Raw genomic sequence first — 17,235 nt, 5'->3', positions numbered from 1 at the left:
CGGAATAGTTTAAAATTTCTTATGGATGGAAAAGACTGCTGACATGCTTATTCATCAAAAACATATAACGTATAGACTCTTTTATTTCTTATTTTAATAATGTGTTTCTGAAATTGATAAGACAGAATAAAGTTAGAAAATTAACATCAAATGTAAACGCTTTAGTTAAAGGGGGTATCTATAACGTCTATTCATGGATTATTAAAGTGGTTAATTTTTTTTAGCTTTATTAACATTATCTTCCTCATCTTTACTTTCTTAGGTGGCGTTTTATTTGGATTCGTTCCTGCTATGTCCGCTTCAATAAAGACTATTCAAAGAGAACTAAACCAGTCGTCGCCTACTTATCGAGATGTCGCTAAACAGTTCTATGATTTTTTTACATCCGCATTCATACCAATCAATCTAGCATCCGTCATCCCTCTACTCTTTGGAATTATTGCCATAATGAATATAAACATAACGCTTGGTATAACCAACCTATTCGGAATGGCAACTTTTTATGGAAGTATCACTGTTCTTATCACAACTATATTTGTGCTTATCCATCTTGCTCTACTTCAATCTATCAATAAAACATTTTCAGTGAAGCAAATGATCAAACTATCTTATATAGCAGCATTCTACTACTTTCCACTAAATGTATTAATCGTTTTTTTTATGATTTTATGGTTGCAATTTCTACTAGTAGCTCCAGGATTATCCTTGTTTTTTGGAATTAGTGTTCCAATATTCATTTGTACCGTCTGTTATAGCAAAACTAAGCTATATGCAAGTCAAATAACTACTGGTATTGGGGAGATTAGCTTTGCAAACAAAAAATGATGTAAATAAATTCATTCAAAGTTATGTAAAACATGTGGAAGATAAGCTTCATAATGAAAATCAATTGATTTTCGACTATACGGACACAGCCTATGGCAAAGGCATCACTGAAATTGAATCCATACTTAGGCCGTTATGGGGAGAGGCATCACTTGCTCATTCTGAAAACAGACCGATAAATAAAACCATCTTGAATAAGATTATAGACGGTATTGACCCGTTATCTACAAAATATTGGGGAGTATTGAGCGATAGAGATCAAAGAGCCGTAGAAATGGCTGTAATAGGCTATGCCCTGCTTTTAAATGAAATTGTACTCTGGGATAATTTAACTATAAAACAACAAGAACAATTAGTCGATTGGTTACTGCAGATTAACCATATAGAACTACCAAATAATAATTGGCATTTTTTTCGAATCATCGTCAATATTGGACTAGAAAAAGTCGGCGTATCTTTGAATATCGAAAAACAAAATGAATCATTACAGGTAATAGAAAGCCTTTATCTTGGTAATGGATGGTATTCAGATGGTTCACCAAATCAAATGGATTATTATGTTTCTTTTGGATTTCATTTTTTTAGTTTACTTTATGCCTATTTTATGAAAGAAAAAGATGCAAAAAGATCGGAAGCCTATAAAGAAAGAGCCTTAATATTTGCTAAAGATTTTATTTATTGGTTCTCTTCCAAAGGAGATGCAGTACCTTTCGGAAGGAGCATGACTTATAAATTCGCTCAGTCCGCTTTTTGGAGTGCACTTGCATTCTGTGACATAAAACCTTTTCGTACCGAAGTTATTAAAGGGATCATCTTTCGGAATTTGCGCTGGTGGAGGAAACAGCCAATTATTGAATATAACAATTTTCTACCGATTGGTTATACGTACCCAAACCTGATTATGGCAGAAGGATATAATAGCCCGGGTTCTTCCTTTTGGGCATTTAAAACATTGATTATTACAGCTTTATCAAAGGATCACACATTTTGGAAAGTGAATGAAGAACCACTCCCATTATTAAATGAAAGAAAATTACTAAAAGAAGCAAGAATGTTAAGTGTCCGTCCGGAAAGCGATCAAGTCTATTTATACACTTCTGGACAATATTCTAAAAGTGAACATCTGCATAATGCCGAAAAATATGCGAAATTTGTGTATTCCAACCTTTTTGGGTTTAATATTGCACATTCCAATTATCTACGATCACAAGTGGCTGGAGATTCCATGCTTTCTTTAAGTGAATATGATGACCTATTTCGATTTCGGAGAGAATGCGCTCAGATATCCTTACATGAAAGCTACCTCTTCTCAGAATGGTATCCATGGCATGACGTTCAAATCCGAACATATCTCATACCATTTAATAATTGGCATATTCGTATTCATGAAATTAATTCAACTAGAGAATTACAAGCAATTGAAGGTGCATTTAGTATCCCAAAACCGGATGTACTAAAAGGGGCTAACGCAGAAATACATGAAGAGGAAAATAGTTCTTATGTATCGGATGGAAACTTGTATTCCACTATTACTAATTTGCATGGTTATGATAATGGAGGGAAAGTAATAACTACAGAGCCAAATACGAATATTCTTACTTCTAATCCTATTCTTTTACCTTCTTTGGAGGCTAATATCGTACAAGGAAATAACTTATTAGTTTCAGCAATTTATGGTGGTACTCAACCTCCTGTATTGGAGAATGTGCCTCGTTTCTTTAAAGAGCGTCATGGATTCAGAGTGGGACAGGGTGAGTCTGAAACATTTGTTCAGAGGGAAGGGTGAGATGATGAAATACAAAGGTGCTATTTTTAGTATTGTTTTATTAATCTTCACCGTAATAATTATAAGTTTTCTAAGCAAAGCGGAAAATACCACTAACGTTGCAGACGGAAAAGGACAAGAAACAATTACCGTATGGGCATGGGGTGGATGGGCTCAACATCTAGAAGATATAGCTCCTATTTTTGAAGAACGTAATCCAGGCATAAACATCAATGTAAATAATCAAGGAGTTGAGCAAGTCTATCAAAGATTAACTACTGGTCTAGCATCAGGCCAATCAAGCCAGTTGCCAGATATTGTGCAGATGGAAGAACAACGATTACCTATTTACAATAACAACTTCCCTAATAGCTTTGTGGATTTAACAGAGTTTGGATTTGATCAATATGCTGATTTCTTGCCTGAAGCAAAAGTTGGAGCATTATCAAATGAAGAGGGAAACTTAATTGGATTGCCAGGTGATATTGGACCTGTTGGTTTATTCTATCGAATTGATGTTTTCGAAGATGCTAATGTTGATCCGCAAAGCATAAAGACTTGGGATGACTATATTGATGCTGGAAAAACTATTAAAGAAGTAACGGGTATCGATATGCTCGGTTTTATGGCAAATGATGATATATCTTTGTATAAGATTTTATTGCAACAACAAGGAAGTTTTTATTTTAATGAAGACGGAGAAATTACTACAGAATCAAAGGAATCGAAGAAAGCATTTCTGTTGATGAACGAATTGTTTCATAGTGGGATAGCAGCAAATGTTACAAATTGGGATGGAAGAATTGCATCACTGCAAAATAATCAGGTTGCAACAGTACCCGGCGCAGTCTGGTGGTCACGAAGTTTGATGCAACAGGTAACAAATTCAAAAGGGAATTGGCGAGTAATGAAATTACCAGAATTTAAAGAAGGCAATACACATGCAGCAGCAGATGGCGGATCGAATTTTGTCATACCTAAAGCTTCTGATAATCAAAGAATAGCTTATGAATTCATTAAGTTTGCTACTACTGACTTGGAAAGTTTAACTAGCTTAGTTGAAAACTATTTTATGTTCCCTGCTTATACCCCTTTATATGAGGAAGAAATCTTTAAGGAAGGGAACGCGTACTTTGGAAATCAAAAGGTGCTGCAGTTATTTGCCGAGATTTCCGAAGAGGTACCAAAAGTAAATTATACTTCGGATTATTTACGTGCGAACATTACCTATTCAGATGAATTAGCTTCTATGATGTTGCAAAATAAGAGTCCTGAGGAAGCTTGGCAATCGGTATTAAAAAAACTACAGTCCAGCACAGGGCGAGAATCAAGCGAGGAGGATTAATATGGAAAAAACCAACATGGGTATTCATCGTTTAGATGTTGGAAAGAATCATGCACCCCTCGTTCTATTAGCACCAGCAGTTCTGTTTTTTTCGTTGTTTATTGCTTACCCTATTGTGAGTTCTTTGCTTCTTAGTTTTCAAAAGTCAGAAGCAGGCCAATCAAGCTTTGTAGGATTTGATAATTACCTTCGCCTGTTTCAAGATCCTTTGTTTTACGAAGCGATGAAAAACACCTTAATCATTGGGGTTATTCAAACCCCATCGGTTATTATCTTAGGATTACTTACAGCGACCTTATTAAATTCGGGGTTAATTAAACTAGAGAACTTTTTTCGGTTAACTTATTTTACTCCCGCTGTTACCTCACTAGTTGGGGCATCCGTTATATTTTTATTATTACTGAATCAGGATAATGGACTAATTAATTTCTTATTGGGATTAGTAGGTATCGACTCAATCGGATGGTTAAACACCCCCTTTTGGGCAAAGGTATCCATTATTCTACAAGGAACTTGGAGATGGGCAGGCTATAACATGGTAATTATTCTTGCTGGTTTACAGTCTATTTCGAAAGACTTATATGAGGCTGCTAGTATTGATGGGGCAACTAAAATTCGTCAATTCTTTTCGATTACGATACCTCAATTACGACCTGTATTATTATTCTGCTTGATCATGTCTACAATTGGTTCTTTTCAATTATTTGATGAGCCTTATATTCTAACCAATGGGGGTCCAGTTAACGCAACGACAACTATAACTATGTATTTATATGAAAATGGATTTCAGTTTTTTGATTTTGAATATGCATCTGCCATTGCCTATGTATTGGTGGGATTCATTGCTATACTAACTTATCTCCAATTTAAATTAGGAGGGGATAAAAATTGAAATCTTCTTTAATGAATAAACTAATTATTTATGCCCTATTATTGGTGGGGGTAGTGTTTACAGTGGCCCCTTTTTATTGGATGGTAATTGGATCTACTAACGCAACAGATGAAATACTATCTTATCCACCGAAGTTTTTACCAGGGGATTTTATTGCAGAGAATTTGAAGAATTTGATGGGTTCCGTAGACATCTGGAAAGCATTGCTTAATTCATCAATCATAACGATTACCTATACGATTATAGCTGGCATTGTAAGTGCTGCTGCAGGGTTTGCTTTTGCTAAGTATCATTTTAAAGGTAAAAAAATTATATTTGCAATGTTTATTTTATCGATGATGATTCCTTATCAAGCACTTGTTATACCCCAATTTAATTTATTTGCTAATTTTGGATTGCTTAATACACATATTGCTGTTATTCTCCCACAGCTGACGTATCCATTTGCTATATTTCTAATTATGCAGAATATGAAGTCCATTCCAGATTCCCTACTAGAATCTGCACGCATTGATGGGGCGGGCGAAATCTTTATTTTTGTTAGAATTGCATTACCGACTATGATTCCGGCTCTAGCAGCTGTAAGTATCTTTTTATTTACCTTTCAATGGAATAATTTTCTCTGGCCGTTAGTGTCTTTAATAACAAAAGATATGTACACACTCCCTGTAGCCTTGGCTACAATAGCAAATCAAGATACCATTGATTATGGCCAGCTAATGCTTGGTGCAACCATTTCGGTTATTCCAATTTTTATTATCTTTTTATTTATGCAACGGTATTTTGTAGCAGGTATTCTTGGTGGTGCGATTAAAGAATAAAAGGCAGGTGTTAATACATGTTAAAAACTGGACTATGCTCGGTTACATTCAGAAACCTATCTCCAGAAGAGGTTATTCATCTGGTGGCAACATCTGGCCTGGAAGCCATTGAATGGGGGACGGATGTCCATTTAACTTTACAAAAAAGTGCAACATATATACAATCCATCAAAGAAAAATGCAGATATTACGGGATTGAAACACCATCACTGGGTACCTATTACCGGTTGAACGATAGTTCGTTAGATTACTTTAAATCATGTATTCAAATTGCAGATCGAATTGATGCGCACCAAATACGAATTTGGGGTGGAAATAAGAGCCCACGAAATATTACACCCTCTGATTGGAAGCAATACGTTCAAGAAACGCAAATGCTATGTGATTTGGCACAAGAACATAATAAAAGCGTCCATCTAGAATTACATGAAAAGACCGTAACAGAAGATAAAATAACAGCCATTCAATTTTTCGAAGAAGTAAGTAGGTCAAACTTATACTGCTATTGGCAGCCCCTCTGGATAAAATCACAAGCAGCTAATGTATCTGCATTAAAACAGTTAAGCGGTTATATAAGTAATATCCATGTTTTTCAATGGGATAAATATCAACGATACCCTCTAGAACAGGGTTACTCAACGTGGTTAAACTATTTTCATATACTTGAACCATCAACTAATACACCCACTTATGCTTATTTAGAGTTTGTTAATAGAGATGATGTGAATCAATTCTATGAAGATGCAGAGGTGTTAAAGAAGCTTGTCTATGCGAAGATAAAAACATAGGTTTCTTCTTACAAGAAGTAGAACAAGGCCTACTAAATTTTGCCAGAGTTCAAGATATGCAAGTTTATGAATTGGAAGAAGACTCGGGATTCACGAACTTTGATGTGAAGTATTAAAAATCTAATCAAAATTAGTCAGGTAATAATATGATGTAAAAAGCTAATTTAGTTTATCCTAGGTTAGCTTTTTATTTTGATAATTTTTTCAGATGAAACTGAATGAAGTTAGCCTGCGTATGAATGTTAGGAAGGAGGTAATATAAATGGTCTTTGCGTCAAGAAAAGATATATGGATAGGCGTTATGATTTGGGCTTTTATTATTTTGTTCATCTGGATTTTATACCAATGCTTGTTTGTTGATCTTGATATATTAGGAATCACTCTAATGGGGGTAATGATTTATTTATTGGGATCTATCTGGTTCAACACGAGATACAAAATCGATAATGATACGCTCCGGATATCTTTTGGACCGATAAAGCAGTCGATTGATATCAACGAGATTAAATCTATTCGGAATACAAAGAATCTATTTGTTGGGCCTTGTCTATCCATCCACCGTGTTGAGATTATGTACGGTAACTATAAAGTAACTCAGATTTCCCCAAGAGATATGCAGCGGCTTATGAAAGAATTAGAAAAAAACAATCCTGATATACAGGTCAATACATAACTTGAGAAAAATATGCTCTACCCCAATTTATTCGTATCCTCTTACCTTTTTTCCCTATAGTCGCTATACTGTTTGTATGGGAGGACAGGGGAGATGAAATGGTCGTTAGAGAGAAAGTTTCTTGTTCTTGGTTGCGTTCTTGTAACCGTCATCATGCTGCTGGTGATGGTTCTATATATTTCATATGAACGAGATCAGACAAGACAATTAATTGGTCAACAAGCACTGACTACTGCTATTGCAGTATCGGAAATTCCAGAAGTACAACATGTCATTGATCAAGAATTGGATGCAGATGTACTCCAACCATTTATTGAGCGGATACGGGAACAATCTGGTGCAGAATTTATTGTGATAGGTGATCATAATTCAGTTCGGTATACGCATCCTGATCCCGATAAAGTCGGTATGAATATGGTGGGGGGAGATAACGAACAAGCCTTGGTGGACGGGGAAAACTATGTATCTATTGCAAATGGAAGCTTAGGTGCATCTGTTCGTGGAAAATCGCCTATTCACAATAGTGATGGAGATATCATTGGAATTGTATCGGTAGGCTATATGATTTCTTATGTAGATTCTTTATTTCAGCAAGGTCTTATCGGATTTTTAGTTTGGTTATCGTTAATATTTATTATTGGTGTTGCAGGAAGCTTTTTATTAGCCAAAAGTATTCGTAAAGATACGTTTGGTTTAGAACCTTATCAAATCGCTCGTATTTATAAAGAACGTGGAGCGATCTTAGAATCAATAAAAGAAGGATTAATTGCCACTGATCAACGTGGTCATATAACGTTGGTCAATTACTCTGCGAAGGAAATGTTACATATACACGATGATGTTATTGGCAAACCAATTCAAGAAGTACTACCTAATACGGAGCTAGCGTATGTCTTAACCAAAGAACATCGAGAGGGTTCTTTTGAAACAACGATTAACCAAACTGTATTATTAGTACGCTATAAACTTATAGATGATAATGGGGATTATGGAGGTAAGGTTGCTAGTTTTCAAGTAAGATCGGATTTACAAGAAATTATTCACACCTTATCTGAGGTCCGGCAGTATTCGCAAGATTTACGAGCACAGACACATGAATATACCAATAAGCTCTATGTAATTTCAGGTTGGTTACAGTTGGGACATACGGATAAAGCGAAGCAATTTATTCATGAAGAGGTGGGAAAACAACAGAGTTATGAGAAGGTATTATTTGAACAAATTACGGATTCTACCATCCAAGCAATCTTAATCGGTAAATTATCGAAAGCTTCAGAGAAAAAAATAGAATTCACCATTAATGAAGATAGTTATATAAACTATCAATGGCCAGAGCAGATGACAGCACAACTGGTAACAATTATTGGTAATATTATAGATAATGCTTTTGATGCCGTTGTAAATACAGTGAATCCAGAGATAGATATTTTTCTTACGGATATAGGCAATGATTTAGTAATTGAGGTTGCTGATAATGGGACGGGAATTAAAACAAATGATTACGATAAAATTATGAAACAAGGTTATTCCACTAAAGATGGGCAGAATCATGGGTATGGGTTATCCCTTGTTCAAGCAGCTTTAATAGAATTAAAAGGCTTCTTAGAAATAACAGCAAACGAACCAAAAGGAACCGTATTTATTGTGTATATTCCGAAAAAAGGGGGAGCGGAATCATGAATGTTCTTGTTGCAGAGGATGATTACCGGGTTGCGGATATTCATTGTCAATACTTGGAGAAGTTTCAAGATATACATTATATTGACAGAGCCGCAAATGCTTATGAAACATTATCTAAGTTGAAAGAAGGCAGTTTTGATTTATTATTATTGGATGTGTATTTGCCAGATGAGCTTGGTATTAATATGATTGAAGCATACAAACAAGAAAATGCATCACTACAGATTATATTGATTACCGCAGCAACGGATATGGAAATGTTGAAGAAAGCTTACCTATCTGGTGTGATCGATTATTTAATAAAACCTATTGCGCTAGATCGGCTAGCAGAATCAATAAAAAAAGCTGTGAAAAATCATCAGTTCATTCAGTCGCAAGGAGAATTTACACAACACCTGGCAGATCAGCTCTTTCAATTTCAACAAGAAAATATGGAAAAACAAGAATATCCAAAAGGAATTGATGAACTCACACTTAAGAAGGTAAAAGGAGTATTGCAGAAACAATCCAATGGTATGACAGCAGATCAAGTAGGAAAAGATATTGGCGTTTCTCGGACTACCGCAAGAAGGTACTTGGAATACTTAATATCTGTGGGAGAAGCTAAAGCAGAATTAGAATACGGGATTGTTGGTCGACCAGAACGCAAATATGTTACTGAGTGAAAATCAATATAACTATATAGAAGAAATATAGGCGATTCCAGCGGTACGAGACGAGTAACTACTTGGTAGATTATTTCAAGTATATTGAAGTCAATTCTGTGCTCATGGAAAACGCCTATTTTTAATGCTGTTTTTATCGAAAGTGTAAAAGACTGATGAACAAAATGAACAAAATGAATAAAAGAGATTTAATGAACATTATTTTGTAAACGGTTACAAAATCAAAAATTGTAAGTAAAATGAGAAAATAACAAAAAAAGGAGGCACTTACATTGTTAAAAAGGTCAGTGTCATTTTTTATTTTACCGCTTATTTTACTTGCTGGGTGCTCGCTGCCTGTCCAAAGTGGATCAGTGAACGACCAGGGAGAGTGGGTGCCCGACCGTTCTATTGAAATTATTGCTCCAGCAGCTGCTGGTGGAGGATGGGATACAACGGCACGAATGTTAGCAAGAACAGTTGATGAAGAGAAAATAACAGATGAAAGTTTTGGGGTTGTCAATAAACCTGGTGGTGGGGGAGCAGTAGCATGGTCGTACATACATAAACGAAACGATCCACATAACATCTTTGTCAGTTCTCCGCCATTACATTTTGTGTATTTAAATGGGCAATCCCCATATGGTTATGAAGACTTTACTCCAATTGCGAATTTAATCGCAGACTATGGCGCATTTGCCGTTCGTGAAGATGCAAAATGGGATACATTAGATGAATTGTTTGCAGATATGCGTGAAGATCCAGAGAGTGTAACCGTAGTAGGTGTATCTTCTCCCGGCAGTATGGATCACATTCAGTTTATGATGTTCGCAGATAAAGCGGGTGTGGATATTACGAAGATACGCTATGTCTCCGACCAAGATGGTGGAGGAATGACTTCGGTTTTAAATGGTAGCGTGGACGTTATTTCAACAGGTGTGATGGATGCTGCCGATCAAGCACGCGCAGGAAAGATGAAAATTCTAGGGATAACCGCACCAGAGAGAATTGAAGGTGACGAATTTTTAGAAACTCTTCCAACAGCAAAAGAACAAGGTATTGATGCAGAATTTATCGTTTGGAGAGGGATGTTTGGTCCTCCGGATATGACAGAAGAACAACTTGACTATTATGAACAAGCATTCCAGAAAGTCTCTGAATCAGAAGCATTTGCGGAGGTTCGAGATATGTATGGTTGGGACGAACAATTTATGAATAGTGAAGAATTCCAAGTCTTTTTAGATGAGCAATATGTCGAATTAGAGAAGATACTGAACGATCTTGGTTTTATCGATGAATAGAGGAGGATGTATATGAAGTTATCGGTAAATAGAGGCATTTCTTTGGTGCTGATTATCATCTCGGTTGGGTATCTAATTATGGCCTATCAACTACCAGCGTATATTTTTGTACCTGTAGATTCAGATCTAGTACCGAAGTTATTAGGATATGCATTATTATTATTAGCTATTTTCTTTTTCTTTGCGAAAGATACAGATACGGAAGATCAGAAGAAAAATCGTGTGATACCAAAAAAAGAAGTATTTATGCTCTTAGGTGTATTAGCAATGATTCTATTATATATCACCATTTTAGAAGTGATTGGTTTTGTAATTATGACATCGGTGTTCATTATCGTAAGTTCACGATTTTTAGGATATAAAAACTGGACGGTGTTAATTCTAACTGCATTATTATTTTCTATCGGGGCGTATAGTTTGTTTAATTATGCATTAGCAATTCGATTACCAGCAGGATTTCTGCCATTTTAAAAAGAAGGGAGTGAGACGATAAATGTTTGATGGTATTTTACAAGGTTTCCAAGTAGCTTTCAGTTTAGAAGCAATTATGTTTGTATTTTTAGGGGTATTAATTGGAACCATTATTGGGATGATCCCAGGACTAGGACCAATTAGTGCAATCGCGATTATGATTCCTGTAACTTACGGAATGGATTCAACCATAGCGTTGGTAATGATGGCAGGTGTATACTACGGTTCCATGTACGGAGGTTCTACTTCTTCGATTTTGTTAAATGCTCCTGGGGTTGCAGGGACAGTGGCGGCGTCCTTTGATGGATATCCAATGGCACAGCAAGGAAAAGCTGGTAAAGCGCTAGCGATTTCAGCAATTGCTTCATTTATTGGAGGTACCGTTAGTGTTATCTTATTAATGCTTTTTGCACCCATGCTTGCAAGTGTGGCAATTATCTTCGGTCCTCCTGAATATTTTGCACTTATGTTGCTTGGTTTAACGGCAATTGCAAGTTTATCGGATGGTTCGACGATTAAAGCTCTTATCTCTGCTGTATTAGGGTTTATGGTAGTAACCATTGGAATTGATTCACAAACGGGTACCAGTCGTTTTACGTTCGGCAGTGTCAATCTATTAGATGGTATTGATTTTCTAGTAATTGCACTTGGGGTGTTTGCCCTTGCAGAAGTATGTTTTTTAATTTTGAATCGTAAACAAAAGATGAATGGTTTAGCCAATATAGGAAGCTTAAAACTATCGAAACAAGATGTAAAAGAAATGAAAGGACCATTAACGCGGCAATCATTTCTAGGATTTATACTAGGTGTGTTACCTGGCGCTGGAGCAACAATATCTTCTTTTGTGGCATACATAAGTGAAAAGAAGATAGCCAAGAATCCAAAAGAATTTGGAAAAGGCTCGGTCAAAGGACTAACCGCTCCCGAAACGGCGAACAATGCTGCAACCAGTGGTGCTTTCGTTCCGTTGCTGAGCTTAGGTATTCCGGGTTCAGGTACAACAGCAGTTATGCTAGGAGCATTCCTTGTCTTAGGTGTTCAGCCAGGACCATTATTAATGACGGAAAATCCTGGAATCTTTTGGGGTGTCATCGCAAGTATGTACATCGGAAATATCTTTCTATTAGTCTTAAATCTTCCGTTGATACCTTATTTTGTGAAGATTTTGAAAGTTCCGAGGCCACTACTTATATCGTTAGTGATTATCTCGAGTTTAATCGGGGTATACGCGGTGAGCTTTAGCACATTTGATTTATACCTACTTGTTTTATTTGGTATCTTAGGTTACTTTATGCGTGTCTTCGCTTTTCCAGCAGCACCTTTTATTTTGGCTTTTATTCTCGGTGGAATGATGGAACAAGCACTTCGTCAGTCGCTAACGATCTCTGGTGGATCGTGGAGTATATTCTATACCAGCCCACTTGCAGTGACATTGTTCGTGATTATGATTATTGCTTTAGTCGTACCTGCATGGCGAGATCAAGTACGCCGTAAAAAAGCGGAAGAGGAAGAAGAACAGATGGAGAATATTAATTAAGATAAATATTCTGTGCTTGTGAAGTCTAAAGAACGTTGAGTGATATTCCGGGATAAATCAAATGTACTCGAGTAAGAATGAGTCTTACGAGCAATCTACCCTAATCAGTAGGGGGATTGCTTTTTTATAGAAAAGAATCTCATTTTTAAATTTATATATAGATTCATTTATTCTAGAAATTATAGTAATATAGAGATAAATAAATAAAAAATCTGTATATTTACAATAAATATGTAATTATTAATGAAATAGAGGGGTTGTTAGAGTGTTAGAGCTTTCAATTAAAGATCCAGAAACATTGAAGAGAGTAGCACATGCGTTAGGATCTGATGTACGGTTACAAATAATAAATTTGTTAAATGAAGGAAATATGAATATCCATCAGATGGCAGAAACCTTAAATATTCCTGTGTCTACGACTGCTTCTCATGTGAAAGTACTTGAAGAGGCATCACTTATTCACACAGAGTTACGCCCAGCGACAAGAGGAGCAATGAAAGTATGCTCTAGAAACTTTGATGATATACATATTGAACTCAACCAAAAGGATTATACATCAAAACAAAAAAATTATACATTAGAAATGCCAATAGGGCAGTATACCGACTTTCAGGTTGCCCCAACGTGTGGAATGGTCAATCACGAAAAGTTTCTTATACCAGAGGATGAGCCGGTGCATTTCTATAGTCCAGAACGTTCGAAGGCACAATTAATATGGACCAGAAAGGGGTACTTCGAGTATACGTTTCCAATTGTTATCCCTCGTGATGCAGAGATAACAAATGTGAAGTTATCAATGGAAATATGTTCGGAAGCACCGAACCATGATCACAATTGGCCATCTGATATTACGGTATGGATAAATGATATGGACATTGGTACATGGACAAGTCCTGGAGACTATGGTGATCGTCCTGGAAAGTTAAACCCTAATTTCTGGGCAGAAACAACCAGTACACAATACGGAAGCTTGAAAACCTGGAAAGTAACAAATGAATCAACTTTTATTGATGATGTTCGATTATCAGGTTGTACCATCGGCCAGTTAGATATTTCTAAACAAAGCTATATAACTGTAAAAGTAGGTATCAAGGAAGGTGCCCTACATAAAGGTGGGATTAACTTGTTTGGAAAAGGGTTTGGAGATTATGATCAGGATATTAAATTATCTGTTGATTTCTCATAGATTTTTAAGATTCATTCTTTAGAATGGATCTTTTTTTATTAGGTAAGAGTTCGACCCACTGTCGAGGGGTGCACTCGCTACGTTTCTAAACGGGCGCGTGTGCTTTTATTCTGAACTAGCTCAAAATGTTTATTGACTTTTCAGAAATGTAAGCGTATTATTTTATTTAATAAACAGAAAATCAGAATATATACACATTTTATGTAATAAATAAAAGGAGGAGTGTTGCATGCAGAAGAAAAATTTCGTCGTGATTAGTTTTATCTTGGTATTCGCTATATTGACTACAACGGGATGTTCTAGTGTAGATCGTCTTGTTCGAGGAAAAAGTGCTGATGTACCAGAAGGTGCCATAGAGATTAAGATGTGGAACTTATTTGCTGGCGGGGATGCGGAGTTTATGCAAACAATCGTTGACGAGTTTAACCAAAGCCAAGATAAGTACTTTATTAATAACATCCAACAAGACTATGATGAATACTATACAAAATTAATTACAAGTCTAGGTGCTGGTAAAGGTCCAGATATTGCAATTTCTCACTCTCATACGTTACCAGAACTTGTTAATTTAGGAATATTACAACCAATTGATCACTATGCAACAGAAGCAGGAGTGGATTGGACTGAGTTTAATCCCAATATTTTGGAACAAACAGTTTTTGATAATGATCATTATGCGATACCGATAGATACCCATCCGCACATTATGTATGTGAATAACAAAGCACTCGATGGGGCTGGATTAATCAATGGGGATGGAACAATCAAAATGGAAGAAACACCAGATGGATACAGGGACTTTTTTGGGACGCTAAAAGAAGAACTGCCAGAAAATCAATTCCCCTTCGCTTTCTCTACTGTTGGAATGGACAGTTATCGTCATTGGTGGACTTTTTACACGCAACTAGGTGGTGAAAATATCGTATCGGATGATTTAAACAACCCGAAATATGTACTAGATACCGAAAAGGCGATTGAAGCTGCAGCATATATGCATAAATTTTGGTATGAAGATGAAGTCATTCCATTAAATCTTGCTGATTTTTATACTGATTTTCAGTCCGAAAGAGCAGCGACCATTGCCACAGGCGTTTGGTCTACAGGAATTTGGGAAGGGACTGAGGATTTAGAATTTACAGCAATGCCGATACCTACCATATTTGGAGAAAAAGGAGCGTGGGGCGGTTCTCATACATTTGTCTTACCTTCTTATGAAGAAATTGATCCGGATGTGCAATTAGGCGCGGTTGCATTTATGGATTTTGCTACAGATAAAGGAGCGATTTGGGCACAAGCTGGTCATATTCCTGCAAAAGATACTGTAGTGAATTCCAAAGCATTTACCGAAATGCCCTATCGTGAAGACTATGCAGAAGTTGCGAATTACGTAAATTTTGCTGACCGAAACATCTATTATCGAGGAATCAATGATATCATGCTTCGAAACCTTGATCGAATATGGAGTAATGAAGTGACACCGGAAGTTGCTTTTCAACAAATTGAAAAAGAAGTAAAAGAATTGATTGGAGAAGATTAAAGAGAAGGGAGAGAAAAATAAATGAATAAACGAGCATGGATGAAAGATATGAAAGCGATTCCATTTTTGTTACCTTTTTTTCTTGCATATATGCTGTTTACGATAGTACCTATCTTTAAAGGGTTGGAAATGAGTTTATATGATTGGAATCTCGTTCGAAAGATGGAGTTCGTAGGAATCCAAAACTATGTAGAAATGTTTAATGACCCGTTCTTCTGGCAGACATTATGGAATACAACATTGTTTGTGTTATTAACAACACCAACCATGGTTATATTAGCTTTAGGTCTAGCCTTGCTCGCTAACTTAAATACAAAGTGGAGAACATTTTTCCGAAGTTCGTTCTTTTTACCAAGTATCTTATCCGTTGCGGTTATATCGTTCTTAGCTATCTTTATGTTGCAACCATACAATGGTCTAATAAATAACGTTATTCAACTATTCGGTATTCAAGCAGAACCATTTTGGATGGCAGACAAGACATTAGCTTGGATAAGTATCGTTCTTGTCACTCTATGGTGGTCGGTTGGATTTAATATGATTTTGTTCCTTACTAGTTTGCAAGAAATACCAGATTCTTATTATGAAGCAAGTGAAATTGATGGTGCTACGAGATGGGAGCAATTTCGTTATATTACTCTACCACAACTCATTCCTATTGGGCGTGTCATTATTCTGTTGCAAATCCTTGCTTCTTATAAGGTATTTGCACAAATTCTCTTAATTACCGGTGGTGGACCAGGTGGAGCTACCCGTCCATTGATTCAGTATATTTACGAAGTCGGTTTTACCCAAAATAACTTAGGCTATGCAGCAACGATGTCGTATGCGCTATTCTTTATCTTACTTATTTTATCTATTGTGCAATTGAAAAATCAACGATCGGAGGGAAATTAATATGGCAACCAAAGTGAAGAGGGATAAAGCGCTGGAGCGTAACCGTGATCCGTTACTAAAAGGAAAAGTGCTGTTAGGCGTAATTGTGTCGTTACTATTTCTTATCCCTATTATATGGATGTTATTTGTTTCCATTAAACCTGATAATTTTTCTACTTCCAATCCGGTTGAATGGTTTTTACCGCCATATACGATTACAAATTACATCGACATTGTCATGGATAGTTTAATCTTACGATGGTTGTTTAATAGCTTCTTTGTTGCTTTTATTACAACGATTCTTACCCTTATTATTACGTCCTTTGCGGCTTTTGCGATCTCACAAATGAAGTTTCGATTTAAAAATTTTATTTTTATATTTTTTCTGCTAGGTCTCATGATACCGGGAGAAGCTACGATTATTCCATTATATGAAATTGTGAAAAGCATGGGGCTAATTGATAGTTATACCGGTTTAATATTACCAATGATCGCATCCCCACTCGGAGTTATCATTTTAAAAAGCTTCTTTGATGGTATACCAAAGGAAGTGATAGAGAGCGCAACTATTGATGGTTGCTCCTACTTTAGATTGTATTACAAAATTGTGCTTCCTTTAGCAAAACCTGCTCTTGCGGCAATTGGAATTTTTACTTTTATTGGGTCTTGGAATAACTTTCTATGGCCATATTTATCAATTCTTTCCGAAACATTATATACCTTACCTGTAGGATTACCAGTATTTAATTCTACCTATTCACAAGCCTATGTATTACCGATGACAGCAAATGCAATTGCATCTATACCGGTGATTATTGCATTTCTAATATTTGAAAAACAAATAGTAAAGGGAATCAGCTTTACAGGAATTAAAGGATAATAGAGGAGTGTTCA

At 36.1% G+C, this 17,235-nt stretch carries 16 protein-coding genes; all 16 read left to right on the top strand.

Annotation, left to right across the window (positions count from 1 at the left end):
• Window positions 1-180 precede the first annotated feature (180 nt).
• The 16 genes from AQ616_RS01820 (at window position 181) to AQ616_RS01745 (ending at window position 17,221) form a co-directional block, all read left to right on the top strand.
• Window positions 181-825: a DUF624 domain-containing protein gene (locus AQ616_RS01820; RefSeq protein ID WP_084822416.1), complete on the top strand. Its 645-nt coding sequence runs from the start codon at window positions 181-183 to the stop codon at window positions 823-825.
• Window positions 809-2,611 (top strand): DUF2264 domain-containing protein, encoded by a 1,803-nt coding sequence (locus tag AQ616_RS01815; RefSeq protein ID WP_069684880.1) that lies wholly within the window; start codon window positions 809-811, stop codon window positions 2,609-2,611. The genes AQ616_RS01820 and AQ616_RS01815 overlap by 17 nt, the downstream gene beginning before the upstream one ends.
• 1 nt (window position 2,612) lies before the next feature.
• Complete coding sequence (locus AQ616_RS01810) at window positions 2,613-3,935, top strand: ABC transporter substrate-binding protein (RefSeq protein WP_069684879.1); 1,323 nt, start codon at window positions 2,613-2,615, stop codon at window positions 3,933-3,935.
• A 1-nt stretch (window position 3,936) separates the two neighbouring features.
• Complete coding sequence (locus AQ616_RS01805) at window positions 3,937-4,827, top strand: carbohydrate ABC transporter permease (protein ID WP_017798502.1); 891 nt, start codon at window positions 3,937-3,939, stop codon at window positions 4,825-4,827.
• Window positions 4,824-5,648 (top strand): carbohydrate ABC transporter permease, encoded by an 825-nt coding sequence (locus tag AQ616_RS01800; protein WP_017798501.1) that lies wholly within the window; start codon window positions 4,824-4,826, stop codon window positions 5,646-5,648. Before AQ616_RS01805 ends, AQ616_RS01800 begins: the two co-directional genes overlap by 4 nt.
• A 17-nt stretch (window positions 5,649-5,665) precedes the next feature.
• Entirely contained in the window at window positions 5,666-6,436 is a 771-nt protein-coding gene (locus tag AQ616_RS01795; RefSeq protein ID WP_069684878.1) for a sugar phosphate isomerase/epimerase family protein, read from the top strand.
• Between the two features lie 262 nt (window positions 6,437-6,698).
• Window positions 6,699-7,109 (top strand): PH domain-containing protein, encoded by a 411-nt coding sequence (locus tag AQ616_RS01790; RefSeq protein WP_069684877.1) that lies wholly within the window; start codon window positions 6,699-6,701, stop codon window positions 7,107-7,109.
• 93 nt (window positions 7,110-7,202) lie between these two features.
• A complete protein-coding gene (locus AQ616_RS01785) occupies window positions 7,203-8,789 on the top strand; it encodes an ATP-binding protein (RefSeq protein ID WP_069684876.1) in 1,587 nt (528 codons plus the stop codon).
• Window positions 8,786-9,454 (top strand): response regulator, encoded by a 669-nt coding sequence (locus AQ616_RS01780; RefSeq protein ID WP_069684875.1) that lies wholly within the window; start codon window positions 8,786-8,788, stop codon window positions 9,452-9,454. The genes AQ616_RS01785 and AQ616_RS01780 overlap by 4 nt, the downstream gene beginning before the upstream one ends.
• A gap of 272 nt (window positions 9,455-9,726) precedes the next feature.
• Window positions 9,727-10,734, top strand: a complete 1,008-nt coding sequence (locus tag AQ616_RS01775) for a tripartite tricarboxylate transporter substrate binding protein (RefSeq protein WP_069684874.1) — start codon at window positions 9,727-9,729, stop codon at window positions 10,732-10,734.
• Between the two features lie 12 nt (window positions 10,735-10,746).
• Entirely contained in the window at window positions 10,747-11,205 is a 459-nt protein-coding gene (locus AQ616_RS01770; protein ID WP_017798495.1) for a tripartite tricarboxylate transporter TctB family protein, read from the top strand.
• A 22-nt stretch (window positions 11,206-11,227) separates the two neighbouring features.
• Window positions 11,228-12,742, top strand: a complete 1,515-nt coding sequence (locus AQ616_RS01765; RefSeq protein WP_017798494.1) for a tripartite tricarboxylate transporter permease — start codon at window positions 11,228-11,230, stop codon at window positions 12,740-12,742.
• A gap of 265 nt (window positions 12,743-13,007) precedes the next feature.
• Complete coding sequence (locus tag AQ616_RS01760; RefSeq protein WP_069684873.1) at window positions 13,008-13,928, top strand: ArsR/SmtB family transcription factor; 921 nt, start codon at window positions 13,008-13,010, stop codon at window positions 13,926-13,928.
• 229 nt (window positions 13,929-14,157) lie between these two features.
• Window positions 14,158-15,465 carry an extracellular solute-binding protein gene (locus tag AQ616_RS01755; protein WP_017798492.1) on the top strand — a complete coding sequence of 436 codons (1,308 nt, stop codon included), beginning with the start codon at window positions 14,158-14,160 and terminating at the stop codon, window positions 15,463-15,465.
• Between the two features lie 21 nt (window positions 15,466-15,486).
• Window positions 15,487-16,362: a carbohydrate ABC transporter permease gene (locus AQ616_RS01750; protein ID WP_017798491.1), complete on the top strand. Its 876-nt coding sequence runs from the start codon at window positions 15,487-15,489 to the stop codon at window positions 16,360-16,362.
• Window position 16,363: 1 nt separating this feature from the next.
• Window positions 16,364-17,221, top strand: a complete 858-nt coding sequence (locus AQ616_RS01745; protein ID WP_069684872.1) for a carbohydrate ABC transporter permease — start codon at window positions 16,364-16,366, stop codon at window positions 17,219-17,221.
• Window positions 17,222-17,235: the final 14 nt, after the last annotated feature.

The sequence above is a fragment of the Oceanobacillus sp. E9 genome (genome assembly GCF_001741975.1).
GTDB classification, from domain to species: Bacteria; Bacillota; Bacilli; order Bacillales; family Amphibacillaceae; genus Oceanobacillus; species Oceanobacillus kimchii.
This window is presented reverse-complemented; position numbering and strand designations above follow the sequence as displayed.